Here is a 26,017-nt window from a genome sequence, read left to right on the forward strand (position 1 = left end):
TGTTTTTGGAAATTTTAATTTTCTTTGCCTTTAGTACCTTCGTGGTATTTGGTATTAAGGGTTTTTTTGAGATGTACTCTCAAAAAATATCAAATGTTATCATATTCCTTTCCGGAGTATTTTTAATATTTGTAATTTTTATTTTATGTTATCAAATATTGTTTCAGGAGTAGGTCATTGCTCTAATCATTGGATTTAAATAAAAACATCCTCAAGAAATTGAGGATGTTTTTTTATTTTTTGATATACGTTTCATACGTATAGTCATAAAGATGGGTGTCATCTTTGAAGTTTTCTTCGGATTCTACCAATTGCCATTCCCTTTCATTAAATTTAGGGAAAAAGGCATCAGCGTCAAAAGTATGATGTACGCGTGTTATTTCTATTATATCAGCATACTGTAATCCTAAAGTATAAATTTCTCCTCCTCCTATAATATATGAGTCTTCGTTTTCTGGGCATAGTGCAATTGCTTTTTCAATACTGTCAACCACAATACAACCTCCTGGGTTGTAATTTTCCTGACGGGATATTACAATATGCGTCCTGTTTGGTAACGGTTTCGGGAAACTTTCAAAAGTTTTTCTCCCCATTATAATATGGTGATTGGTCGTAAGAGATTTGAATCTTTTAAAATCATTTGGGAGATGCCAGACTAATTTGTTTTTTTTTCCCAAGGCATTGTTTTCGGCAACGGCCGCTATCATTATAAGCATAGTATATTAAAACTAAATATTATTTTCAAGAGTTTCACTTATGGAAGATTCTAATTGATTGATTCTCTTTTGCTGAAGTGAAACTAAGCGTTCGATCTGCTCTCTTTCCCATTTTTTATTCATAAATCTATCGGTTATGTAAATTTTTATGAAGTGCAAAATAAAAATAAAAAACCATAATGTAATGATCCAAATACACCAATTTTTTTCTTCACCAATACGTAATCCAAAAAAAACATCAGCAACAAATAAGAATAAACTTCCTAACAGAAAAAGTACAAAATGAAAATATAATACTTTTTTTTGTCTAATTCTTTTACGGGCATATTCGTATTGTTCGTGCACTTCTTTTTCCATAAATTATTAAAAATTAGAATATAAAGTTATAATTTATTTTGAGAACTCACTATTTTCAATAAATAATATTTGCTTCAAAATTGGCGATAAATCCGAATTCAAAAATTTTAAGGCTTTAAAATAGGGATATTGTAAAAAAAATGTTTCTAATTGCCAGAATGATAAATCATATCGATAGGCATTGTTTACTGAACTGAATTCGCGAACTTTGAGGTATAAACCTAAAAATGAAACTGTTATGTCTTTAAAAAAGCAATTTGTAAAAACTAAACCAGTTGTGAAAGTTACATTTTCAATTGATGCCAAAGATGCTGATTCTGTAGCTGTGGTAGGAGATTTTAATAACTGGAACATAGAGGAAGGAACTTTGAGTAAACTAAAAAACGGAACTTTTAAAGCTACTTATGACTTGGTAAAAGATGCTATTTATGAGTTTAAGTATGTAATTGATGGATTGTATGTGAATGATCCTGAAGCAGATTCATACAGATGGAATGATTTTGCAGGAAGTGAAAATAGTGTTTTAGTTTTATAAAAAAATCCGCTTAAATTTAAGCGGATTTTTTTATAAAACTATACAGCAACACTTCCTTTTATTCCCGCGTGTGGTTCGTAATCTAAAAGTGTAAAATCATTATAATCAAAATCAAAGATGTTTTTAATCTCAGGATTTAAAATCATTTTTGGTAATGGTTTTGGTTCACGTGTTAATTGCAATTCCAGTTGTTCGAAATGATTGTTGTAAATGTGGGCGTCACCAAAAGTATGAATAAATTCACCATATTCTAAATCGCAAACCTGGGCAATCATCATGGTCAATAAAGCATAAGAAGCAATATTAAAAGGAACGCCTAAAAAGATATCAGCACTTCGTTGGTACAATTGACAGGATAATTTTCCTTTTGTTTCACCTTTTTCGAGATCCGGACTGCTTACATAAAACTGAAAAAAGGCATGGCAGGGAGGTAAGGCAGCTTTATTGTTTGCTACATTTTCCTCAAATGATTTTTTAGTATCCGGAAGAACTGATGGATTCCATGCCGAAACTAACATTCTTCGGCTGTTTGGATTTGTTTTTAACTCGGTAATTAACTCAGAAATCTGATCGATTTCCTCGCTGTTCCAATTGCGCCATTGATGCCCGTAAACCGGTCCTAAATCACCATTTGAGTCTGCCCAGGCATCCCATATTTTTACTCCGTTTTCCTGGAGGTATTTGATATTAGTATCTCCTTTTAAAAACCAAAGCAATTCATAAATAATTGACTTTAAGTGTAATTTTTTGGTTGTGACCATTGGAAAGCCTTCGCTTAAATCAAAACGCATCTGGTAGCCAAAGACGCTTTTAGTTCCGGTTCCGGTTCGGTCACCTTTTTGATTGCCGTTTTCTAAAACGTGTTTTACCAGGTCTAAGTATTGTTTCATGATTGCTTTAAGCTTTAAGCCGTAAGCTTTAGGCTTTTTCCTAATTGCTTTTAGCTTGTTTTTTTATGTTTTGTGCTTTAAGCTTATTGCCTAAAGCTTATGGCTTATAGCCTTAAAATTATCTTCTTGAAATTTCGTCTCTGATTTTTGCTGCTTTTTCATAATCTTCCTGAGAAACGGCCTGATCTAAAAGTTCGTTTAGCTCTTGTAAACTGTGTTTAGCATAAACATCTCCGGATTGATTGGTTTCTTCTTCATGCCCAAAAGTTTCGGGATTAGAAAGTACATCATCAAGTTCCTGAGAACCCTGATCAGCGTCAGCAGTATTCGATTTCAAATAAATTCCTGCTTTATCTAAAATATTTTTATAAGTAAAAATTGGAGCGCTAAACCTCAATGCTAAAGCAATTGCATCAGATGTTCTTGCATCAATAATTTCTTCGATTTTATCTCTTTCGCAAATTAAACTTGAATAAAAGACACCGTCAACTAATTTGTGAATAATGACTTGCTTTACAACGATATCAAATCTTTCAGCGAAATTTTTGAATAAATCATGTGTTAATGGGCGAGGAGGTTTAATTTCTTTTTCTAATGCAATAGCGATTGACTGGGCTTCAAAAGCACCAATAACAATTGGTAATTTTCTTTCGCCATCGACTTCGTTCAAAATTAAGGCATAAGCGCCATTTTGAGTTTGACTGTATGAAATTCCTTTTATTGATAGTTTTACTAGACTCATATATGTTTGTAAAAAAGGCACTTAGTACCTCATTTTAATACTTTTTTTGATTCGAAATAAAGGTGCAATTTTAATCAAAAAATATGGAACAAAAAAGCCACCTAAAGCAAAGATACAATTATCTTGTTTTTAGGTGGCTATATTTTTATAGAGATTTTTAAATTATGAATGCTGTGCTTTAAAAGCTTTTAATTTCTCAATTAAATTTGGCACGATTTCAAATGCGTCTCCAACTATACCATAATCTGCTACTTTAAAGAAAGGAGCTTCGGGATCACTATTTATAACCACTTTTACTTTTGATGAGTTGATACCTGCGATATGCTGGATAGCTCCTGAAATTCCAACGGCAATATATAAATTTGTGGCAACTGGCTTGCCTGTTTGTCCAACGTGTTCACTATGAGGTCTCCATCCTAAATCAGAAACTGGTTTAGAGCATGCTGTTGCAGCTCCCAATACAGCAGCTAAATCTTCGATTAATCCCCAGTTTTCAGGACCTTTTAATCCGCGTCCACCAGAAACTACAATGTCAGCATCAGCGATAGATACTTTACCGCTTACTTTTTCGACAGATTCTACTTTTACACCAAAATCATTATCTCCGATTGTAGGATTAAAATCTTCTTCTGTTGCAGATTCTGTACTTTCAAAAATTCCGTAAGAGTTTTTAGCAAGTCCAAGAACCTTAATATCTGTGCTAATTTCTGTGATGTTGAAAGCTTTGTTTGAAAAAGCATTTCTTTTTACCTGAAAAGGAGATGTACTAACTGGTAATCCAACCACATTTGAAGCAAAACCGGCCTCTAAAGAAACGGCTACCAATGATGAAAGATAAATACTGTCTGTTGTTGAAGAAAGCAAAACTAATTTAGTGGCTTCTTTTTGAGCTGCCTGTTTAATTACATCAGCGTAAGCTTTCGCTGTAAAGCCAGCTAATTTCTCATTGTTTACTTTTAAAACTTTATCAACCCCATATTTAGCTAATTCGCTAACATCACTGATGTTTACAGTCAAAGCCGTAACAGTAGTGCCTAATGACTCAGCTACTTTTTTAGCATAAGAAGCTAATTCAAAAGCTACTTTTTTAAATTTTCCTTCTGCAGATTCTGCATATATTAGTATTGACATAATAATTTTAGATTTTAGATTTGTGATTAACGATTTTAGATTTGTGATTAACGATTTTAGATTTGTGATTAACGATTTTAGAGTAACTAAATTTTTGATTTTAAATCTGAAATCAAAAATTGTTAATCTTAATTCATTCAATAAAATATCTTAAATCACCTTTGCTTCGTTGTGTAATAAATTGATTAGCTCATCTAAGTTATCTGCAGCAACTAATTTCACTGCTGACTTAGGAGCTGGTTTTTCAAATTTCACTGCCTTAGTGTTTATCGGCGCATCAACAGGCTCAAGAATCGTAAGGGCTTTTGTTCTTGCTGTCATAATTCCTCTCATGTTAGGAATACGAAGATCTTTTTCTTCAACAAGGCCTTTTTGTCCTCCAATGATTAATGGAAGAGTAGTGCTTACAGTTTCTTTTCCACCGTCGATTTCACGAACTGCTTTTACGTTATTACCATCAACAGTCAAACTTGTGCAGGAATTTAAGAAGTTTGAACCTAAAATTCCGGCAATCATTCCGGGAACCATTCCACCATTATAATCTAAAGATTCTTTACCTGCAATTACTAAGTCGTATCCGCCATTTTTGATTACTTCGGCCAATTGTTTTGCAACAAAAAATCCGTCAGTAGGGTTTGCATTTATACGAATCGCTTCGTTTGCACCTATTGCCAAAGCTTTGCGTAAAGTTGGTTCAGTATCAGGACCTCCTACATTTACAACGGTTACGTTAGCTCCTTGTTGTTCCTGAAACCAAATTGCACGTGTTAAACCAAACTCGTCATTAGGATTAATTACATATTGTACACCATTGGTATCAAATTCTGAGTCACCATTGGAGAAGTTGATTTTTGAAGTAGTATCAGGCACATGGCTGATGCAAACTAGTATTTTCATAAGTATATATTTTGAATTTATAATATGCTTTTACAAATTTAGAATTTAATTTGGAATAATTATACTATGCATGCATAATATTTTTAAAAACTATTACGATTTCGCTTAAGACCGGAAAATATAAAGAGTGTTAGATTAAAAACATTATTTTAGAATGAATCAAAAGTGCCGTTTAGAAAGATTTTTATTGCAAACATTAAATTTTCAAATAGTTGTGATTTTTAAAAAGTAATTTCCGTTTTTTAAAACTTTGTATAATTATAGCCTGCTTCTTTTGATTGCACTACTTAAAAGAAACTTTTAGCATTGAAGAATCCAACAAATTATAATAAGTTTGTCTGAAAAAAATAATTATTTGAATAATCTTTATAAAGAAATCGATTTCGTAATTAAGGAAAAGGTACTTTTTAGGTTGAAAACAGCAGTAAACTATAATTAATGCAGAATCTTCCTTTTTTTTAGACTTAATTTATGCTTTTAAGTTATTTAAAATATTTATTTTTGCTCATCAGAAAAAAAGAACATAATATACAACTATGAGAACAATACAATTTAGAGAGGCCATTTGCGAAGCGATGAGCGAAGAAATGCGTCACGATGAATCCATATATTTAATGGGCGAAGAAGTTGCAGAATATAACGGAGCATACAAAGCTTCAAAAGGGATGCTTGCTGAATTTGGCGAAAAAAGAGTAATTGATACTCCAATTGCTGAACTTGGTTTTACAGGAATTGCAGTAGGTTCTGCAATGAATGGTAACCGACCAATTGTAGAATATATGACTTTCAACTTCTGTTTAGTTGGTATTGATCAAATTATAAATAACGCTGCTAAAATGCGTCAAATGACAGGTGGACAATTTAATGTGCCTATCGTTTTTCGTGGACCAACTGCTTCTGCAGGTCAATTAGGAGCAACTCACTCTCAGGCTTTAGAAAACTGGTTTGCTAACACTCCGGGACTTAAAGTTGTAGTTCCTTCGACACCTTACGATGCTAAAGGACTTTTGAAATCAGCTATCCGTGATAATGATCCAGTAATCTTCATGGAATCTGAGCAAATGTATGGTGATAAAGGAGAAGTGCCGGACGGAGAATATACAATTCCGTTAGGAGTTGCCGATGTTAAACGTGAAGGAAAAGATGTTACGATTGTTTCTTTTGGAAAAATTATCAAAGAAGCTTTTATTGCTGCTGATGAATTAGCCAAAGAAGGAATCTCTTGTGAGATCATCGATTTAAGAACCGTTCGTCCAATGGATAATGAAGCGATCTTAAAATCAGTTAAAAAAACAAATCGTTTGGTTATCTTAGAAGAAGCCTGGCCATTTGCCAGCATTTCATCTGAAATCACCTATATTGTACAAGAGCAGGCTTTTGACTTTCTTGATGCGCCAATTCAGCGTATTACAACAGCTGATACACCAGCACCTTACTCTCCTGTTTTACTAAAAGACTGGCTGCCAAATGCAGCTGATGTAGTAAAAGCAGTGAAAAAAGTAATGTACAAATAATAATACATACAAAATTCATAAAAACTTCATCAGTCATAGTTCATTGATGAAGTTTTTTTTTGCCGTAATATGAAAAGAATAATTTTCCTTAGTCTGTTTTTTGTATTTGCTTTTGCAAATAATGCTTTAGCGCAAACTAAAGTGAGTGGAATTGTTATGGACAAATCCAATCAGCCTATTCCGTTTGCAAATGTTGTTTTCAAGGGTTCAAATACGGGTATCGTTTCAAATGAAGATGGTCGTTTTTATTTAGAATCGCCAAATACTTATACTGCTTTACTGGTTACTTCGGCAGGATTTTCAGATAAAGAAATTCCTTTAGAAAAAGCTGTAAACTATGATTTTAAGATTGTTTTAAACGAGCCCGAGGCACTTAGTGAAGTTGTCATTTTTACAGGGAAAACATCAAAAAAGAATAATCCGGCATTGGATATTTTGAGAAAAATATGGGAAAGAAAACGTAAAAACGGTCTCTACCAATTCAATCAATATCAAATGCAGAAGTACGAAAAAGTCGAATTTGACATGAACACTATTGATAGTGCTTTTATGAAAAATAAACTTTTTAAAGGAATGGAGTTTGTTTTCAAGCATGTGGATACTTCTGATGTTACCGGAAAAACCTATTTACCAATTTTTATCAACGAATCTGTTTATGACGTTTACGGGGATAATAAATTAAAAAAAGTAAAGGAAAACATTACAGGAAACAAAATGTCCGGATTCAATGGGAATCAGCAGATTTTGTCTTTTGTAAAAGATCTTTATTCGGACTATAATATTTACGATAATCACCTTAAATTTTTTGATAAGAGTTTTACAAGCCCACTTTCGAAAACAGGAATAGATGTTTATAATTACGTACTGAAAGACAGTGCTTTTATAGACAAAAAATGGTGTTATAATATTGTTTTTTATCCAAGACGTAAAAACGAATTAACTTTTAAGGGAGATTTCTGGGTAAACGACACAACTTTTGCCATTAAGAAAATTAATATGGGCGTTACTAAAAGTGCTAATATTAACTGGGTAAAAGATATTTATATCGAACAGGAATTTGAAGTTGAAAACGACTCGGTTTTTCTTTTGACACGTGACTATATGATGTCTGATTTTGCTTTAAACAAAAAGGAAAAATCAAAAGGAGTTTATGGAAAACGAACGACTTTGTATCGCAATCATAAATTCAACATTCAAAAACCGGAAAAATTTTATAAAGAAGAAGTCAATTTTATAGACAACGCTGTTTATCAACGACCGGATGAATTTTGGGAAGAAAATCGTTTTGAAAAGCTAAACAAAGATGAGCAGGGTATTTATAAAATGCTCGATACTTTACAGACAGTCAAGAAATTTAAACAGCTTTATAGTTTAGTTTCCATTTTAGGAAGTGGTTATGTCGAATTTAAAAACTTTGATTACGGACCTATCTTTTCAACCTTTGGTTATAATGAAGTCGAAGGTTTACGATTAAGAGTTGGAGGAAGAACATATTTTGGCCCAAATGATCCTTGGCGTATACAAGCCTACACTGCCTATGGCTTTGATGATAATAAGTTCAAATACGGTGTTTCGGGAAAATGGATGGTTGATAAGAAAAACCGAGTAATTATTTCCGGAGGAAACAGGCGTGACATCGAACAAATAGGCGCGAGTTTAACCACTACAAATGATGTTTTAGGAAGAAGTTTTGCTTCTTCGGCTTTGTTTACAACTGGAAGCAACGGAAAACTAACCAATATTAATTTGAGTAACGTTTCTATTGAAATGGAGGCTAAGAAAAACTTTATTGTTTCAGCAGGTTTTTCGTACCGAACGTTAGAATCGGCATCTCAGACATTTAGTTTGGACTACTACAAAGTTCTGCCGTCTGCTTCGGATCCTTCTGGTGTGGTTGAAAATAAAGTGACACAAACTGAGGCCAATATCCAGTTCGAGTTTATGCCAAATCGTAAAACCATTGGTTATGGGGTAGAGCGGGATCTTGTTGATAGTCCTTTCAGTCATTTCTTTGTGAATTTCAGTTATGGACTTAAAGGAGTTATGAATAGTGATTTTGCTTATGAAAAAGTACAATTATTTTATAGGCAGCCCATTATTATAGGACCATTAGGAAGAACAAATATTACCCTTGAAACGGGAAAGACTTTTGGTGCCATTCCGTTAGGATTAATGAGTGTAATTCCGGGGAACCAAACGTATTTTACAATCGAAAATACATTTAGCAACCTGAATTTCTATGAATTTGTAACGGATCAGTATACAACATTGCAATGGAATCATGATTTTGGAGGAAGATTGTTTGCCCGTATTCCATTTATGAGAAAACTGAACTGGAGAGAGTTTGTAGGTATCAGAGCCGTTCATGGAACAATTTCTGATGAAAATCGCGCTTTAAATGCGTCAGGATTACCTTATAATGCCCCGGAAAAAGTATATTGGGAATATAATGCCGGAATTGGAAATATCTTTAAAGTTTTCAGAATTGATTTTTCATGGAGAGGTAATTATTTGAATATGCCGGATGCTGCTAAATTTGCAGTAAAAGGATCTTTCGGATTCTATTTCTAATAAATAAGAAACATAATATTTGTCAATTTCGACGAAGGAGAAATCACACATTAACTCATTATTTGAGCTTGTGTGATTTCTCTTTTTATTTTAAATTAAGTTTGATTTTAAATATTTATTAATTTAGAAGCTATTCCCGCTATTCGTTGCAATCTTTTGTGCCGAACCCCGGCACAAAAGGATTTTCACTACAAACGAAGTTCACTGAACTCCGATTAAAATGAAAGTTAAGTGAAGTAATCGGGGCTAAAAAAATAACGTTATGCAAGAAGCCATCGATTATTTATTAACCAAGAATTCAATATTTCAGGATATTATCGAGAAATATGGATTGCCAACAATTCCCAAAAGGCCTCAGGGTTTTGAAACTTTGGTTTTATTAATTCTCGAACAACAGGTTTCTATAGATTCGGCGAAAGCTACATTCTTAAAAATTAAAGCATATACGGCTTGTAATCCGCAGACTATGTTGGTTTTATCTGATGAAGAATTTAGAAATCTTGGTGTGAGCCGTCAGAAAACAAAATACATTAAAATTTTAGCCGAAGCAGTTTTAGATAAAGAATTAGATATCGAAAGCCTGGCGTCAAAATCGGCAAAAGAAGTTCGGGAAGAACTCATTAGATTAAAAGGCATAGGAAACTGGACCATCGATATTTATCTGATGTTTTGTCTTCAGGAACCGGATTTAATTCCGCTTGGAGATATTGCAGTCATAAATACGATCAAAGAATTATTGAATATTCATGACAAAGAGCAAATGGAAATCCATACGAAACAATGGAGCCCGTATCGGTCTTATGCGACCTATTTGCTTTGGCATTATTACTTAAATAAGCGAAATCGTAAGATTACATATTAACTATCTGTTATATAAAAGGAAAGTATGTTAATTAATGAATAAAGTATAGAGATTAATGTATTTTTTTCATTGTAAAAAAGGATTCTTTAGGTTACTTTTGCAACCGAAACCCACAAAAATAAAAAAATATTCCGATGAAATAAAAGTGGGTTCCTGACAACCAAAATTTAAATATCATCGGGAAGAAATTATAGATATAATAAAAAAAGAAAATGACCGCAGACAAACTAACAACTTTCGATGTATTGATCGAAATACCAAGAGGAAGCAGAAATAAATATGAGTACGATTTTGAAATCAAAAGAATGCGTTTCGACAGAATGTTATTCTCTTCGATGATGTACCCGGCAGATTACGGATTTATCCCTGAAACTTTAGCTCTTGACGGTGACCCTCTTGATGTATTGGTTTTGATCAACGAACCAACTTTCCCGGGATGTGTGATAGAAGTTAAGCCAATTGGAGTTTTCCACATGGCAGATGACAAAGGACCGGATGAAAAAATTATCTGTGTGCCGGTTTCTGATCCAATCTGGAATTCATTAAACGACCTTTCTGACATTAACGGACACTTATTAAAAGAAATCGAGCATTTCTTCCAGGTTTACAAAGACCTTGAAAACAAAAAAGTAGATGTAGAAGGATGGGGAGACGTAAACGAAGCATTCGCTATTATTAAAGAATGTACAGATCGTTTTAATCAAATTGAAAACAAACCAGAAGGATTATTTAGTATTAAATAATTTCAGGCATCATATTTTGTAAAAAAAGCAATACTCCGTTAAGAGTATTGCTTTTTTGTTTAAATTCGTTTTGTTAGTTTGTTGACTATTAACCAAAACCAATAAAATATGAATGCATTTATGATTTACCTGCCTATAGTAATGGCAGTTTTAGGATTACTTTTCATGGGAATAAAAAGGAGTTGGGTTTTAAAACAAGATGCCGGCGATGGCAAGATGAAAGAGATTTCAGATTACATTTACGAAGGAGCCTTAGCCTTCTTAAAAGCCGAATATAAGCTATTGACCATCTTCGTAATTATTGCAAGCTTAGCTTTGGCAGGAATTACTTTTATTCCAGGTGTAAAAACACATTTATTAATCGTAGTTGCATTTATTTTTGGCGCATTATTTTCAGCTTATGCAGGTAACATAGGGATGAAAATCGCAACCAAAACAAACGTTAGAACCACTCAGGCAGCCAGAACAAGTTTACCACAGGCCTTGAAAGTTTCTTTTGGAGGCGGAACCGTAATGGGACTTGGAGTTGCAGGTTTGGCGGTTTTAGGCTTAACCACCTTTTTCATCATATTCTTTAATTTGTTTTCTGGCGGAGTCTGGAAAGACACAGAAACAATGACCGTAGTTCTTGAAACCTTAGCAGGATTTTCACTTGGTGCAGAATCAATTGCATTATTTGCCAGAGTTGGAGGCGGAATCTACACAAAAGCAGCTGATGTTGGGGCTGATTTAGTTGGTAAAGTTGAAGCAGGAATTCCGGAAGATGATCCTCGTAATCCGGCCACAATTGCAGATAACGTGGGAGATAATGTAGGAGACGTGGCGGGTATGGGAGCTGATTTGTTTGGATCTTACGTGGCGACAGTTTTGGCAGCAATGGTTTTGGGGAATTATGTGATAAAAGATATGGGCGGAAGTATCAATGATGCTTTTGGTGGAATTGGGCCAATTTTACTTCCGATGGCAATTGCCGGTTTCGGAATCTTATTCTCCATTATTGGAACTACAGTCGTAAAAATATCAGATGACAATGCAAAAGAAGCACAAGTACAGAAAGCATTAAATATAGGAAACTGGATTTCAATTGTTTTAACCGCGATCGCCTGCTACTTTTTAGTACAATACATGTTGCCCGAAACAATGCAAATGAGTTTTTTTGGAGAAGGTTCTAAAGACATTTCATCAATGCGTGTTTTTTACGCAACATTGGTCGGATTAGTGGTTGGTGGAGCCATTTCATCCGTAACAGAATATTATACAGGATTAGGGACAAAACCAGTATTAGCGATTGTTCAGAAATCATCTACCGGAGCCGGAACTAATGTAATTGCTGGTTTAGCAACGGGAATGATTTCTACTTTTCCAACCGTAATTTTGTTTGCTGCAGCAATCTGGATTTCGTATGCTTTGGCTGGATTTTATGGAGTTGCTTTAGCCGCATCTGCAATGATGGCAACAACGGCTATGCAATTGGCAATAGATGCGTTCGGACCAATTTCAGATAATGCGGGAGGAATCGCAGAGATGAGTGAACTGCCAAAAGAAGTTCGTACCAGAACAGATATTTTAGATTCTGTAGGAAACACAACTGCTGCAACAGGAAAAGGATTTGCAATTGCTTCCGCAGCTTTGACTTCATTGGCCTTATTTGCAGCTTATGTAACGTTTACAGGAATTGACGGAATCAACATCTTCAAAGCGCCAGTTTTAGCCATGTTGTTTGTCGGTGGAATGATTCCGGTTGTTTTCTCCGCTTTAGCGATGAATTCTGTTGGAAAAGCAGCGATGGATATGGTTTACGAAGTGCGTCGCCAGTTTAAGGAAATTCCGGGAATTATGGAAGGAACCGGAAAACCGGAATACGGAAAATGTGTTGAAATTTCTACAAAAGCCGCTTTACGCGAAATGATGCTTCCTGGAGTTTTAACAATTGGTTTCCCAATTGCCATTGTACTTTTAGGAAAATTGGTTTATATAGACAATAATCAGTTAATTGCAGAAATGTTGGGAGGATATATGGCTGGAGTTACCGTTTCAGGAGTGCTTTGGGCTGTTTTTCAGAACAACGCAGGAGGTGCTTGGGATAATGCGAAAAAATCTTTTGAAGCAGGAGTAATGATCAACGGCGAAATGACTTATAAAGGTTCTGATGCTCATAAAGCAGCAGTAACCGGAGATACTGTTGGTGATCCGTTTAAAGATACTTCAGGGCCTTCAATGAATATCCTGATCAAATTAACTTGTTTGATTGGTTTGGTGGTTGCGCCTATCTTGGGTGATGGTCATTCTTCTCAAACAAATATTCCGCATTGTGGATTGCCTCCTAAAGAAATGAAGTGTTGCATGAAGACTGAAATGCATGCAGGTGGAGTTTCTAAATGTGGAGATCTGTCTGGCATGACCAAAGAAGAATGTATTAAAATGTGTAAAGAAAAAGGCTGCTCTGAAGAAGAAACTGCAAAATGCCTGGCTCATTTTGATGCAAACGGAAAATACGTTCATCAAAAAACAGATTGTTTTGATACCAGTAAATATGATAAAAAACGTGTTGAAGTTAATTTGGCTACCGTAAACGGAGTTACTACAGGAACTTTAACAAAAACAGAAAATGGCAAAACAACTACTGAAGTTTTTGAAGGAAGTGAAGCGGAGGTAAAAGCAAAAATTGAAGCTGCCAAATAATTTTTTTTTGAAATATAAATGATTATAGAAAATTATTGAGCATACTAAATATAAAGTTTGAATTCATAGAACTGTCAACGCTGTAAGATTTTTGTTTTACAGCGTTTTTTTTGCAGTATAAATTAGGTTTGATAGCTGTAGTTTTAATATGTAAAAAAAACCGTATAAATTATTAGGAAATATATTTGGATAATTAACTTTAAGGGTTATTTTTGGAAACAAATTCTTACTTAATATATCACCAAATAACTTATGGGACATTTTTCAGAACAGGTACATATCAGCATAGGGAGTTTTACCCAAAACGTCGTTTATCATAATTTAGAACTGTCACAAAAGATGGCAGATCACCATCATTTTTCTTTTGTGTGGCAATATACAGGCAAGGCGATCATAAATCCGGCAGATCAGGCCAAGGCTTTACGAACGTATCTTGGAGATGAAGTTATCTTTACCTTTAAAAGCCTCACCGGAATCCGGTTGATGAGCAAAGGAATCATAACAGAACTCTCCTCTGTAGATCTTCACGGAAGCGCCGAAGGTTTACATGTAAAAGGTATTAGCCATACTATCGTTCTGGACGACATGAAAAAATCAAGAACCTACCAGCAAAGAGGGATGGATAATATCGTATTGGATATTTTAGCAGAAGGTCCTGGAGAGTTTTACGAAAGAGATGCTATAAAATCCACCTATCTTCAGGAGTTCAAATACATGGCTCAATACAATGAAACCAATTTTGATTTCTTAAAACGATTGGCCAGACGTTACGGCCAATGGTTTTATTTTGACGGAATGCGAATGCAATTTGGACAAACCAAAACCAGTAAAATAAAACTCATCAACGGATCTTCGCTGCATGGTTTTAAAATCCAGACCAATATGGCTTCCCATAAAATTTCTTTGGGAGGGTATGATTACAATGGTGCAGCCAATATTCGTAATTCGGCAGCAAGAACATCCTCAGGAAGCAAAGACAGTTTCTCTGCCGTTGTGGGACACAATCAGGGAACTGTTACCCAAAACGACCTTAATAATGGAGCTTACACGACCAATGCCCAAAGCAGTGAGGAAATCGAAGAAATGGTCAAACTGCAAACAGCAGGCAGCGACGCCAATAGTGTCTACTACAGCGGAACCTCTTATTTTCCGTTAGGACTTGGACAGGTTTTCAGCATCATAAACCAAACTGTAGAGCACGAACTTATTGTGACAGAAGTAACACATATTTCACAGGTCCATGGAAACTATGCCTGTAATTTCAAAGCTATTCCGGCAGATGTTGCAGCACCACATTTTACAGACGTACATGTATTTGCGAAAGCAGAAACACAGCCCGCGAAGGTAAAAGACAACAACGATCCGGAAGGATTAGGGCGTGTAAAAGTACAATTCAACTGGGCAGGCGGAAACAATTCAAGCGAGTGGCTTCGAATGATACAGCCACACTCAGGCTCAGGAAAAGGATTTTACTTTATTCCCGAAATCGGTGAAGAGGTTTTAGTAGGCTTTGAAGGAAGCAATGCACAGAATCCGTATGTTTTAGGAACGCAGTATAATGGAAGTGCTACCAGCGGTTATGCAGACGGTCAGAATAATGTAAAGGCGATTCACACGCGTTCAGGAATCAAATTTATTTTGAACGACGGTGAAGGAAGTATTTTGATTGAAGATCCGAGTGGCAATACCTGGAAAATGGATGGTCAGGGAAATATTGATGTGAATGCGCCAAAGAATTTTACAGTTAATGCCGGAGATAATTTTACTGTTACTGCGGGTAAGAATATATCGTTAAGTGCAGGAGAAAATATTGATAATTCTGCAAATAAAGATATTTCTCAAACAGCGGGTCACGATATTTCTCAAACAGCTGCTGGAGATTTTACTGAAAGTGCTAATAATAAAACGGAGATTATTGAACAAAAACATATTCGAAGTTCATTAGAATCTACTCAACATGGAGAGAAAGTAAGTGTCTTTAGTACTAAAGAAAATATGCTTTTGGAAAGTAGTCAAAAAACTGTTGAAGTAAACAGTGCAGAAAAATCAAATATGTTTTAATCTTTAAAAAATCATTTTATGGCAATAAATAAAACCGCAAAGAATTTATATGTTAGGATTAAAGGGAACTACATTAGTGAAAGTAAAATCTTTCTGGAAACAGCCGAAAAGATTGAAATAGTAGCTACAGAAGAAAATTTGAATTTGACTTCAAATAAAAAAGTCCAAATCAAAGGCAATAAAAAATAGATATGGCAAATGTAGAATTTAATAGCCCAAGGTTTGTAGTCCCACCCGCAGGCGTAATTGATGCGCAAGCAACAGTGATGTTTAGACCTACCCCAGCCTGGAAAGGTGAATTTATGTTTGATTGGATGAGAACAGGTAGCGGAACCAATCTTGGACAAACCAGCCTTGCTGGCGATGTAGATTACCAAACTATTTTAGGAACGTACAACAACAATACAGTTGCCAGCCCATTTGTGGGAGATACAAGAGATACGAACCGCAATGGTGTTAAAGATTTGTATGAAAAACTAATAAGCGAATATCGAAAGTTTACCTCATTGAATAGGTTAGATGCCTCAGGTGCAAGTATTGATTATTTAGAACCTAAACTATCGATTTATAAAAATGAAAATGAAAATGTAGATGCTGTTGCAATTTTGCAATTGCAAATTGAAGTTATAGTTGCCCCAGAGGAGTTGATACTTGAATTTGAAAATGAATTTTTTGATATTACAGTATTCACAGGCACAGCACCTGTTGTGCCATCACTTCTTGCGACACCAGCAACCAATGTACCAGCAACCAATGTACCAGCAACCAATGCACCTGCGCGACCAGAAGACCGAATGAAACAGTTGCAAATAACCAAAACAGTAACGGGTGCAAGTACTTTTAACACGATGGACATACAAATAAAATGCAAAAAAACTTTTGCAACGGCTTACAAAGAAATTAAAGCCTACACCATCATGGCGCACCCTGACCCTGCAAATACCAGCAAAGTTAGAAAACTGGCAGGAGTACTCAAAGTTTTGCCCAACGATGCCAGTAAACGAAAAATAAAAAAAATAGTACTTGTTAATGTAATAACCGATATTGATTCTACTCCAACAACAAAAGAAGAAGGTTTTTTAGTACCAGGCGTAACAGAAGCTGGGCAAAAAACCATCATTAGAAAATATTTGCGTCAATCGCTCATTGATCCCGTTTTTAGTTTGGAGACTTTAGATTTGAGTGATATAGCAGGTATAAATACAATTATTCGTGATGATTTTAATAGTAAATTTGTAGTTGGCGGAAGATTAAAATGCTACCATTTGCACGGTGCTACTGTGCCCAGAGGCTGGAAAGATTTAGATGACTATTTATACACCAAACTAAAGGCAAAAGCAGGAGTTGGAAACAAATATGACAATTACATGAGAATTTTTTACTTGCCACAAGGTGGTTTTTATATTGACGCGAACAATACTCAAGGACCTCCAGCAGGATTTTCTCTTGGCGGTTTTACCAGCGGAAGTGAACCAAAAAATATTGTGATGCTAAATGGTGCAGACCTTACCGCTTCTGCCCATGAAGTATACCATTCTCTAAAATTACCACATACCTGGGAAAGTAAAAATCACATCAATCCAATATATAACAGCGAAACAAATCCACAAAGAAACGGCAAGCATTCTTTTAAAGAAAAAACGACCCGTAATTTGATGGATTATGGACCGTGGAGTGCACAATACTTTTTGTACCATTGGCAATGTGTAGTTGCAAACAGCAAAGCCACTGCAGAACCGCCACATTATATACCCACACCATGAGAACAACAACTTTACTAATGGCTCTTGTGCTATTTGCCAGTTGCAAAGCGCAAGTAGAAAACAAAACTGCTACAAAAACACTAAATAACAATACTATGGAACGACCAAGCATCACTCCAGAATTTGAAAAACTAAATCTAGAAGATTATAAAGAGGGCTTAATTAAAAAGAAAGAAATTGATGATAAAAAAAATGTGATTGAATTTGATTTTTATGATTATAGGAAAGACGGAATTGAAGGTGTGACTTTTTTAACAGGTTCAACAGCATTAAGAGGTTTCGGCTTTTCATTTACAGCTAAAGGTTCATATTATATAATTGGTAAAAGCTATTATACAAACAAGTTCATTGAAAGAAAATGTATTATGTCTTCATTCAATACAAGGATATTAATTGGTAAAGAATACTTTTTTGACAAAGAGGGAAAACTTGAAAAAACAGTAGACCACAATCAAGGCTGGGATTTTAGTTATGAAAAAGTAATTGCCTATATTCTTGAGCGAAAATCACCTTTAGTAAGAGAAGATATATATTATGGCGCGGAAATAGCACAAGAAGGAAAAGAAAAAAAATATTGGCAATTAATTTTAGATACTCAAAAAACTACTAATAAATCAACTTGGGAAATCATCAAATTAGATGCTATGACGGGTGAGATACTGTATCAAATAGAATTTGAAGGCGATAGGATATGGCATGCAGATACATACAATCACAACCCCATAGAAAGAATTATAGTAGCAGACAAAACGCTAAAAAACTAAAAGAATAGTTTTCAATGCGTGGTTGCGAACAGCAAAGCAATGCAGAAACCTGTACATTATATACCTGTACTATGAAAACAATAACATTACTAATGGCTCTTTTGTTATTTGCCAATTGCAAAGCGCAAGTAGAATAACTTGATATTCAAAAGATGAATCTTTGGTTTCCAGCAATTCTGATAAAACTAGTTTTGCGACATTAGAATGGAAGAAAACATTTGATGCTCGTAATAATAGTAAAAAATATAAAAATAAATTTCCAGTTCATATATTCGTTCAAAGAAGTACAAAGGATAATAAACAACGGTTTGAAGCAGACATAGTTTTACCTAATAATTCTGAAGAACTTTTTAATAAACCATATATAAATCCTAAAACAAGGAGTGTGGAACATTACAATCGTATTGTTATTGGATTAGAAAAAGAAGAGAAAGATTTGCCTTATTTATTTGGTCACATTTGGATTTCCGGGCTAAATAAACAAGAAGAAATTATGCGTTTTCGTGCTGCGAAATTTGATACGATTAGCAGAAAATTTTTAGTTTCAAAATATTCTCTTCCCAAAGGCTTTATATTTCCTAAATGGGAGAAAGGCAAAGAGCTATTAAATACACCGGATGTTGATTATTGGCAAGAGCAATAAAATGAATATAAAAATGCCTCTGAAATTTCAGAGGCATTTTATGTTTTTAAAGAATATATTCCTAAAACAATCCATTCAATTCAGCATCAATTCGGTTAATGATGTTTCCTAAATCTTCAGGATTGTCAACAAAATTAATATTGTCAACATCAATAATCAATAGTTTCCCTTTTGTGTACGTCTGAACCCAGGCTTCGTATCTTTCGTTTAGTCGGCTTAAGTAATCAATTGAAATAGAGTTTTCGTAATCGCGTCCGCGTTTGTGAATCTGTCCCACCAAATTTGGTATAGAACTTCTTAAATAAATCAATAAATCAGGAGCTTTAACCAATGATTCCATTAATTCAAATAAGGATGTATAATTTTCAAAATCACGGCTTGTCATTAATCCCATAGAATACAAGTTGGGAGCAAAAATATAAGCATCTTCGTAAATCGTTCTGTCCTGAATGATTTTTTTTCCGCTTTCACGAATTTGCTGCACCTGACGGAATCTGCTGTTTAAGAAATAAATCTGCAAATTAAATGACCAGCGTTCCATCTGATGGTAAAAATCATCCAGATACGGGTTATCAACAACATCTTCATAATGGGGTTCCCATTTAAAATGCTTGGCCAGTAATTTAGTTAAAGTTGTTTTTCCTGCGCCTATATTTCCTGCTATTGCTATGTGCATTACGGTATTACGATTTTATAATTGGTAATTTCTTTGGCTGTAAAAATAGATAAAATTTGGTCTTTGTAATAGAATTTGTTTAATGATTTTTCAGGAATTCCAATTTCAGAAACGGTTTCAGATCCATCCTTATGAATGTCTTTAAAATACAATAAACCAGCTTTGGTGAAAATATATTGGTTAGGGCTTAAAATCAGTATTTTATCAAAGTCAGAAACTTTTCCTAAAGAGGTTGTTTTGCCAAATATATCACAGGAGAACCAATTGTTTTTTTCATCAATCCAATAAAAAGTATTAAAATCGGTTTGGTAAAATTGGATATTTTCCGTTAAAGGAGTGGAAACTGTTTTGTATTCGTTTTTTAAATAATCAAAAAGACCAATTTGTTGATTCAGCGAATTAAAAATCCATAATTGATTTTGGGTTGACATGCCAATTGCCGTAACCACGATAGGAATATTATTTTGAGAAAAATTGATTTCTGTAATTTTATTCAACTGATTATCCAGCAAAACGACACTGTTAAAATCCTCGTAATACAAAACTATTTTAAGCGGATTCACAATATCTGCTCTGGTGATTTTTCCCAACGAAACATTTTTGTACTCAAAGAATTCCTCTCCTTTTATTTTGCTGAAAACATTGTCTTTGATCTGATACGAAAATCCAAAAGAATCATAGCCTAAAAAAACGTCAGCATCAATAGTAAAATGTGAATCCGGTGTTGAAGCTATCTTCTGATTTTGAGCTAAGACAAAAGAGAAATTACAGGCAATAAAAAGTATACATAAAATTTTGCGTGCAGTTTTTCTCATTTCAATTGGTTTTCTGAAAGCCAAATTACAAAAAACTACAGTATTAGGAGGTTTAAAATTGATTTTTAGGCAATATTTGATTTTAAACGTTTCCTGAATCTAATAGTCTAATTAATAGGCAATTTTGTCTATACCTTATCAGTATTGATATATTTAATTTTCCGCATTTTAAAAATAGTAATACATTTGAATGTAAGTTTTATCGGATTTACCCAATTTTAAAAAAAAGAACAATGAAAAAATTATCATATTATTTGCTTTTAGTACTTGCTTTTAGTCAGGTACAGGCTCAGAAAGATTTTCAGGGAATGGCCGTTTACGAGTCAAAAACCCAGGCACCAAAATTTGAAGGAATGCGCGGCAATCGTGACATTACCCCCGAAATGCAAAAAAACATGGAAGAAAGGATGAAAAAAATGCTGGAAAAGACATTTATTTTAAACTTCAATAAAGCGGCGTCTATTTACAAAGAAGAAGAAAAATTAGAGGCTCCGGGACAACAAGGCAGTGGAATGAGAATGATGATAAGCTCAATGATGGGCGGTGGAGGTACTTTTTATAAAGATGTAAAAAATAAAACCTATACGGTTGATAAAGAGTTTATGGGAAAAGAATTTTTGGTCAAAGATTCGCTGCCAAAATTAAACTGGAAATTAGAATCTGAAACCAAACAAATTGGTGGTTATAATTGTTATAAAGCAACTGCAGTAAAAGAAGCCAGTAAAACCGATTTTAGAAATTTGAAACCTAAAAAGGAAGACGATAAAGAGGTGAATGATAAGAATGATAAAAAAGAATCTACAGATAAGAAAACCAACTTCGAAGACAATTTTGAAATTCCAAATGAAATAGTTGTAACAGCCTGGTATTCGCCAGAAATTCCAATTAATCAGGGGCCTGAAAATTATTGGGGACTACCTGGTCTGATTTTAGAGGTTAATGATGGAACGACAACCATTTTATGTTCAAAAATTGTTTTGAATGCCAAAGAAAAGGCTGACATAAAAGAACCGACAAAAGGAAAAGAAATTTCTCAGAAAGAATATGATGAAACAGTAGTAAAAAAAATGAAAGAGTTTAGAGAAATGAATCGTGGACGTGCCGGAGGACCACCGCCAATGGGAAGATAAAACTTCTAAATCTTAAAATTTATTTATCCTAATCATTTTTTTAATGTATAAAATTCTCTGTTTTTTCGTTTTTTTATTTACTTCTATCTGCTTTTCCCAAAGTGTTCGTTTTGATGGTTTTATTCAGGATGGACAAAAAAATCCTTTGGAAATGGCCAATATTATGGCGGTTAATTCGGCCACAAAAGCAATGGATTCTTATGGAATCACGAACGATAAAGGAAAGTTTCAATTGACTTTGAAACCCAATACCGCATATCTCGTAAAGATTAGTTACCTCGGAATGAAATCGAAAGAAATTCAAATCACAACTAAAACCGAAAATATAGCTCAGAATATAGTAATGGATGATGTAGGGATCGAGCTTGAAGGAGTTGAGATTGTCCGTGAAATGCCGGTTTCTATAAAGGGTGATACCATTGTATATAATGCAGATTCTTTTAAATCCGGAACAGAAAGAAAACTGGAAGATGTGCTGAAAAAATTGCCGGGAGTTGAGGTAAATGCCGATGGCGAGATTGAAGTAGAAGGAAAAAAGGTCAGTAAATTAATGGTAGAAGGTAAAGACTTTTTTGACGGGGATACCAAATTAGGTGTTAAAAATATTCCTGCCGATGCAATAGATAAAATTCAGGTTTTAAGAAATTATAACGAGGTCAGCGCTTTAAAAGGTCTTGAAAATGATCAGGATAATGTGGCGATGAACATTAAGCTGAAAGAAGGAAAAAAGAACTTCTGGTTTGGTGATGTCACTGCAGGGATTGGTGTTGCAGAGCTTGACAGCCGTTACGTTATCAATCCGAAATTATTTTATTACAGTCCAAAATACAGTATTAATCTAATTACAAATTTTAATAACATTGGAGAATTGCCAATGACAGCCCAGGATTATTTTAAATTCACAGGCGGATTTAAAAATATGATGAAAAAGGGCGGAAGCAATTTTAATATTTCTTCGAATGACGTAGGAATATCACTTTTAAGGAATAACAGGGCAAAGGAAATTGAAACGAAATTTGGAGCTACCAATTTTGCTTATTCGGTTAATAAAGCATGGAATATAAGCGGTTTCGGAATTCTTTCAACTTCAAAAACCGATTTAGAAACCAAATCCCAAACTACCTATTTAGGTTCTGGAGATCAGCAGAAAAGGGATGAAGAGACTCATCAAAAAAATAATCTGGGGCTTTTTAAATTAAGCTCGACTTATAAACCCAATGATAAATTTCAATTCGATTATGATATTTTAACTAAGCTGACAAAACAGAATGAAGATACAGATTTGCTGCGTGAACAGGTAGTTAATAATATTGCAGGTTCAGAAACTATTTTTACGGCTAAAAAACAAAATCCTACTTCTATAAATCAAAATATGAGTTTGTATTATACGCAAAGCGACAAAAATATTTTTGCTTTTGAAATGCAGCATTTATATCAGGATGAAAATCCTTTTTATAATGCTAATCTACGTACACAGCCTTTTAATTTGTTAGGTTACACTCCAGGTCAGCAAAGAAATGATCTAAATCAGGATCGTTTTGTAAAAACTAATAAAGTAGATGCCAAACTGGATTACTATTACATGGTAACACCCAAAAGCAACATCAATATAACATTAGGAAATACATATTCGTACCAGAATTTCAACTCCCATATTTTTCAGATTTTGGATAACGGAGATAAAAATGACCTGAATGATTCATCAAATAATAATGATGTAAACTATAATTTTAACGATACTTTTTTAGGATTCCATTATAAGATTCTGGCTGGTAAATTTACCTTGACACCCGGTGTCAGCCTGCATTCGTATACAATGACAAACACACAATCAGGTACAGATTATTCGCAGAATTTCACAAAAGTATTGCCGGATTTCTTTGCTCTGTATCAAATCAAAAAATCAGAAACCCTGACCTATAATTTTTCCCTGACGAATGATTTTACAGATATCAATCAATTGGCTGAAGGTTATGTTTTGTCAGATTACAGCAGTTTGTTCCGCGGAGATCGCTCATTAGAAAATGCTACTTCACAGGTGCATTCACTTCGTTATTTTAAATATAATATGTTCAATTTTGAGAACATTTTTGCAAATGCAACCTATACCAGAAAAGTAGATGCTATTAAAACCGAAGCAAAATTTATCGGAATCAATCAGGAGTCAAACCCTTATAATTCTAATTTGGCAGATGAAACTTTTTCAGGATTGGGAAGTTATGGCCGTTCATTTTTAAAGAATTACAAAGCTTCGGCAAGTGCAAACCTTAATTGGTCAAAATTCAATAATAGACAAAATGGAGAACCGGCAACAACAGAGAGTTTTACGCAAAGTTATACCGTAAAAGCTTCGACAAATTATAAAAATATGCCCAATATTGAGTTTGGTTATAATATGCTGATCAACAAATACAGCGGTTCGACTTTTTATACCGATAAACCGTTTGCAAAATTAGATTATTATTTCTTAGACAGCTTTTCATTCGTTTCAGAATACGAATTCTATCATTATTACAACGGAAACAAGTCTGTTGATAACGAATATGATTTTTTAAGTGCCAGTTTAATTTATCAAAAAAAGAACAGTCAATGGGAGTATAAAATAGCGGCCACCAATTTGCTAAATACCAGAAATCTTAACGATGACAACTTCTCGCAGTTTTCTACACGAGTTTCTCAATATACGGTTCAGCCACGATATATTATTTTTTCGATGAAGTATAATTTGTAGAAACTGAAATAGGTGTCACAGCTTAGTGCTGTCACAGCTCTTTTCTAATAAAAGCCTTTGAAAATTATTTCAAAGGCTTTTTCATGTCTTATTTTTTATTTTTATCATCACCTTAATCTCATAAAATAAAAAATGTTGTTCTTAGTTTAATTGTTACATTTTTAGCAATATTTTGACCATAAATCGTTTTTTTATCTTTATAAATTACTAAGTTTGGGATATTAAATTAAAGAATATGAAAAACAAATTAATCTTCCTTTTAATTGCTTCAGGCAGTGTGATGTTTTCACAGGCAATTAAAAAGCCATTAGTTTCTGCAATTACAGATAAAGATCTCAGAACTGATATGTACCAAATGGCCGGCGATCATTTTAATGGTCGTGAAGCAGGAACTTTAGATGAACTTAAAGTATCGATGTGGCTGGCCAACAAAGCAAAAGAAGCCGGAATGGCTCCCGCAGGTGATGACGGAACGTATTTTCAGTTTTTTGATTTGTACAGACATCAGGTTACAGCAAATACAAAGTTTAAAATTGGTCAGAAATCCTATAAATTATGGAGTGAGGTTTTAGTAGCTGAAACAACCAATAGTAAGGTTGAGGCTCCATTGCTTTATTTAGGAGCAGCCACTAATGCTGAAATACAAAAAGCTGATATTAAAGGAAAAGCTGTTGTTATCTTAGCTTCTAAAGAAGGTATTTCAGATGAAATTTCTCTTTTTGACAGACGTTACCCAGGTTTGGTGAAGCAAAAATATTACGATTTATTACTTTCAAAGGGGGCTGCAGCACTTATACTTGTAGCTGATGATTTAGGAGAACAGAGCTGGTCACAAGTTGAACCGCAGATGACAAGAGGGGTTTACGGGATTGAAGGTTTCAGGGATAAAATACCGGTGCCTCCAAGAATGCCTGCATTTTGGCTGCATAAGGATCAGTTAGAATATTTAAAAACCACTAAAGATTTATTATCTACAGAAGTGGTTTCTGAAACGTATAAATATCCATCTGTAAATGTGGTTGGAAAAATTGAAGGAACAGATGCGAAGCTTAAAAATGAGTATGTGCTTTTTAGCGGTCATCAGGATCATGACGGTGTAAGGCAAAAATACGGACAGGACTCGATTTACAATGGAGCCGATGATAATGCAAGTACTTGTGTGGCGATGCTGGCAATTGCAAGAGCGTATAAAAAACAACCGGGAAAAAGAACAGCTTTGTTCGTGTTTCATGGTTCTGAAGAGAGAGGTTTATTAGGTTCGAGCTGGTATGCATCGCATCCAACTGTTTCTGAAAAAGATATTATCGCTGTTTTAAATGGTGATATGATTGGAAGAAACAATGTAAATCAGGCAGCATTATTAGGGTCAAGTTCACCTCATGAAAATTCATCCGATCTGGTAGCAATTGCAAAAAAAGCGAATGATGAAGGGCCAAAATTTGATTTGGATAAACTTTGGGACCGACCGGAACATCCGGAGTATTTTTACTTTCGTTCAGATCATTTGCCTTATGCCCGCAAAGGGATTCCGGCTGTGTTCTTTACAAGTGTTTTACATAGCGAATATCATACTCCAATGGACGAATCTGAAAATATTGATTACGTAAAACTGCGTAAAATGACAGAGTGGATGTACAGAACAGGATGGATTTTATCAAACGATGCCAATCGTCCTAAAACATTGCCAAATGTAAAATTGGAAAGATAAAAGTCTATTTGATAAAAAATAAAAAACCCGATTTCAAATCAAGAAATCGGGTTTTTGTATGTTTAAGAATAAAGTAGTTGTCAAAA

General features: G+C 34.3%; 22 protein-coding genes. 14 read left to right on the forward strand and 8 right to left on the reverse strand.

What is annotated here, in order from left to right:
• Positions 1 to 233: 233 nt before the first annotated feature.
• Together BXU10_RS09435 and BXU10_RS09440 are read right to left on the reverse strand one after the other, a co-directional pair.
• Positions 234 to 716 carry a dihydrofolate reductase gene (locus BXU10_RS09435; protein WP_078227113.1) on the reverse strand — a complete coding sequence of 161 codons (483 nt, stop codon included), beginning with the start codon at positions 714 to 716 and terminating at the stop codon, positions 234 to 236.
• A 12-nt stretch (positions 717 to 728) separates the two neighbouring features.
• The gene (locus BXU10_RS09440) at positions 729 to 1,073 is read right to left on the reverse strand and encodes a 2TM domain-containing protein (RefSeq protein ID WP_078227114.1); all 345 of its coding nucleotides are present in this window, start codon (positions 1,071 to 1,073) and stop codon (positions 729 to 731) included.
• 238 nt (positions 1,074 to 1,311) lie between these two features.
• Here BXU10_RS09440 and BXU10_RS09445 point away from each other — a divergent pair, with 238 nt between their 5' ends.
• Positions 1,312 to 1,608 carry an isoamylase early set domain-containing protein gene (locus tag BXU10_RS09445; RefSeq protein WP_078227115.1) on the forward strand — a complete coding sequence of 99 codons (297 nt, stop codon included), beginning with the start codon at positions 1,312 to 1,314 and terminating at the stop codon, positions 1,606 to 1,608.
• Positions 1,609 to 1,646: 38 nt separating this feature from the next.
• Here BXU10_RS09445 and BXU10_RS09450 read toward each other — a convergent pair whose 3' ends face one another.
• The 4 genes from BXU10_RS09450 to BXU10_RS09465 form a co-directional block, all read right to left on the reverse strand.
• Positions 1,647 to 2,498, reverse strand: coding sequence for a thymidylate synthase (locus tag BXU10_RS09450; RefSeq protein WP_031454280.1), 852 nt, complete (start codon positions 2,496 to 2,498; stop codon positions 1,647 to 1,649).
• A 118-nt stretch (positions 2,499 to 2,616) separates the two neighbouring features.
• Entirely contained in the window at positions 2,617 to 3,240 is a 624-nt protein-coding gene (locus BXU10_RS09455; RefSeq protein ID WP_031454281.1) for a bifunctional nuclease family protein, read from the reverse strand.
• A 162-nt stretch (positions 3,241 to 3,402) separates the two neighbouring features.
• Positions 3,403 to 4,371 carry an electron transfer flavoprotein subunit alpha/FixB family protein gene (locus BXU10_RS09460; RefSeq protein WP_078227957.1) on the reverse strand — a complete coding sequence of 323 codons (969 nt, stop codon included), beginning with the start codon at positions 4,369 to 4,371 and terminating at the stop codon, positions 3,403 to 3,405.
• 150 nt (positions 4,372 to 4,521) lie between these two features.
• The gene (locus tag BXU10_RS09465) at positions 4,522 to 5,268 is read right to left on the reverse strand and encodes an electron transfer flavoprotein subunit beta/FixA family protein (protein ID WP_078227116.1); all 747 of its coding nucleotides are present in this window, start codon (positions 5,266 to 5,268) and stop codon (positions 4,522 to 4,524) included.
• A gap of 536 nt (positions 5,269 to 5,804) precedes the next feature.
• Here BXU10_RS09465 and BXU10_RS09470 point away from each other — a divergent pair.
• The 10 genes from BXU10_RS09470 (at position 5,805) to BXU10_RS09510 (ending at position 18,871) form a co-directional block, all read left to right on the forward strand.
• On the forward strand, positions 5,805 to 6,782 hold the full coding sequence (locus tag BXU10_RS09470) for a pyruvate dehydrogenase complex E1 component subunit beta (protein WP_031454284.1): 978 nt from the start codon (positions 5,805 to 5,807) through the stop codon (positions 6,780 to 6,782).
• A gap of 69 nt (positions 6,783 to 6,851) precedes the next feature.
• Positions 6,852 to 9,353: a DUF5686 family protein gene (locus tag BXU10_RS09475; protein ID WP_078227117.1), complete on the forward strand. Its 2,502-nt coding sequence runs from the start codon at positions 6,852 to 6,854 to the stop codon at positions 9,351 to 9,353.
• A gap of 262 nt (positions 9,354 to 9,615) precedes the next feature.
• A complete protein-coding gene (locus BXU10_RS09480; protein WP_078227118.1) occupies positions 9,616 to 10,215 on the forward strand; it encodes a DNA-3-methyladenine glycosylase in 600 nt (199 codons plus the stop codon).
• Between the two features lie 212 nt (positions 10,216 to 10,427).
• Positions 10,428 to 10,958, forward strand: coding sequence for an inorganic diphosphatase (locus tag BXU10_RS09485; protein WP_078227119.1), 531 nt, complete (start codon positions 10,428 to 10,430; stop codon positions 10,956 to 10,958).
• Between the two features lie 108 nt (positions 10,959 to 11,066).
• Positions 11,067 to 13,640, forward strand: a complete 2,574-nt coding sequence (locus BXU10_RS09490; RefSeq protein ID WP_078227120.1) for a sodium-translocating pyrophosphatase — start codon at positions 11,067 to 11,069, stop codon at positions 13,638 to 13,640.
• A 252-nt stretch (positions 13,641 to 13,892) separates the two neighbouring features.
• Positions 13,893 to 15,701: a type VI secretion system Vgr family protein gene (locus tag BXU10_RS09495; protein ID WP_078227121.1), complete on the forward strand. Its 1,809-nt coding sequence runs from the start codon at positions 13,893 to 13,895 to the stop codon at positions 15,699 to 15,701.
• 18 nt (positions 15,702 to 15,719) lie between these two features.
• On the forward strand, positions 15,720 to 15,890 hold the full coding sequence (locus BXU10_RS24980; RefSeq protein WP_189328073.1) for a hypothetical protein: 171 nt from the start codon (positions 15,720 to 15,722) through the stop codon (positions 15,888 to 15,890).
• A gap of 2 nt (positions 15,891 to 15,892) precedes the next feature.
• Positions 15,893 to 17,464 carry a hypothetical protein gene (locus tag BXU10_RS09500; protein WP_078227122.1) on the forward strand — a complete coding sequence of 524 codons (1,572 nt, stop codon included), beginning with the start codon at positions 15,893 to 15,895 and terminating at the stop codon, positions 17,462 to 17,464.
• Positions 17,461 to 18,228: a hypothetical protein gene (locus BXU10_RS09505; protein ID WP_078227123.1), complete on the forward strand. Its 768-nt coding sequence runs from the start codon at positions 17,461 to 17,463 to the stop codon at positions 18,226 to 18,228. The genes BXU10_RS09500 and BXU10_RS09505 overlap by 4 nt, the downstream gene beginning before the upstream one ends.
• 160 nt (positions 18,229 to 18,388) lie before the next feature.
• Entirely contained in the window at positions 18,389 to 18,871 is a 483-nt protein-coding gene (locus BXU10_RS09510) for a hypothetical protein (protein WP_078227124.1), read from the forward strand.
• A gap of 61 nt (positions 18,872 to 18,932) precedes the next feature.
• Here the strand turns inward: BXU10_RS09510 and BXU10_RS09515 are convergent, their stop codons facing one another.
• A complete protein-coding gene (locus tag BXU10_RS09515; protein WP_031454292.1) occupies positions 18,933 to 19,547 on the reverse strand; it encodes a deoxynucleoside kinase in 615 nt (204 codons plus the stop codon).
• On the reverse strand, positions 19,547 to 20,362 hold the full coding sequence (locus BXU10_RS09520; RefSeq protein WP_078227958.1) for a hypothetical protein: 816 nt from the start codon (positions 20,360 to 20,362) through the stop codon (positions 19,547 to 19,549). Before BXU10_RS09520 ends, BXU10_RS09515 begins: the two co-directional genes overlap by 1 nt.
• A 233-nt stretch (positions 20,363 to 20,595) precedes the next feature.
• On the opposite strand from BXU10_RS09520, the gene BXU10_RS09525 reads away from it, so the two are divergent.
• From BXU10_RS09525 to BXU10_RS09535, 3 genes are all read left to right on the forward strand, one after another.
• Positions 20,596 to 21,492: a GLPGLI family protein gene (locus BXU10_RS09525; RefSeq protein WP_078227125.1), complete on the forward strand. Its 897-nt coding sequence runs from the start codon at positions 20,596 to 20,598 to the stop codon at positions 21,490 to 21,492.
• 43 nt (positions 21,493 to 21,535) lie between these two features.
• A complete protein-coding gene (locus BXU10_RS09530) occupies positions 21,536 to 24,223 on the forward strand; it encodes a carboxypeptidase-like regulatory domain-containing protein (RefSeq protein WP_078227126.1) in 2,688 nt (895 codons plus the stop codon).
• A 235-nt stretch (positions 24,224 to 24,458) separates the two neighbouring features.
• Positions 24,459 to 25,931: a M28 family metallopeptidase gene (locus BXU10_RS09535; protein WP_078227127.1), complete on the forward strand. Its 1,473-nt coding sequence runs from the start codon at positions 24,459 to 24,461 to the stop codon at positions 25,929 to 25,931.
• The last annotated feature ends 86 nt before the right edge of the window (positions 25,932 to 26,017 follow it).

It is taken from the genome of Flavobacterium sp. LM4 (genome assembly GCF_002017935.1).
GTDB classification, from domain to species: domain Bacteria; phylum Bacteroidota; class Bacteroidia; order Flavobacteriales; family Flavobacteriaceae; genus Flavobacterium; species Flavobacterium chungangense.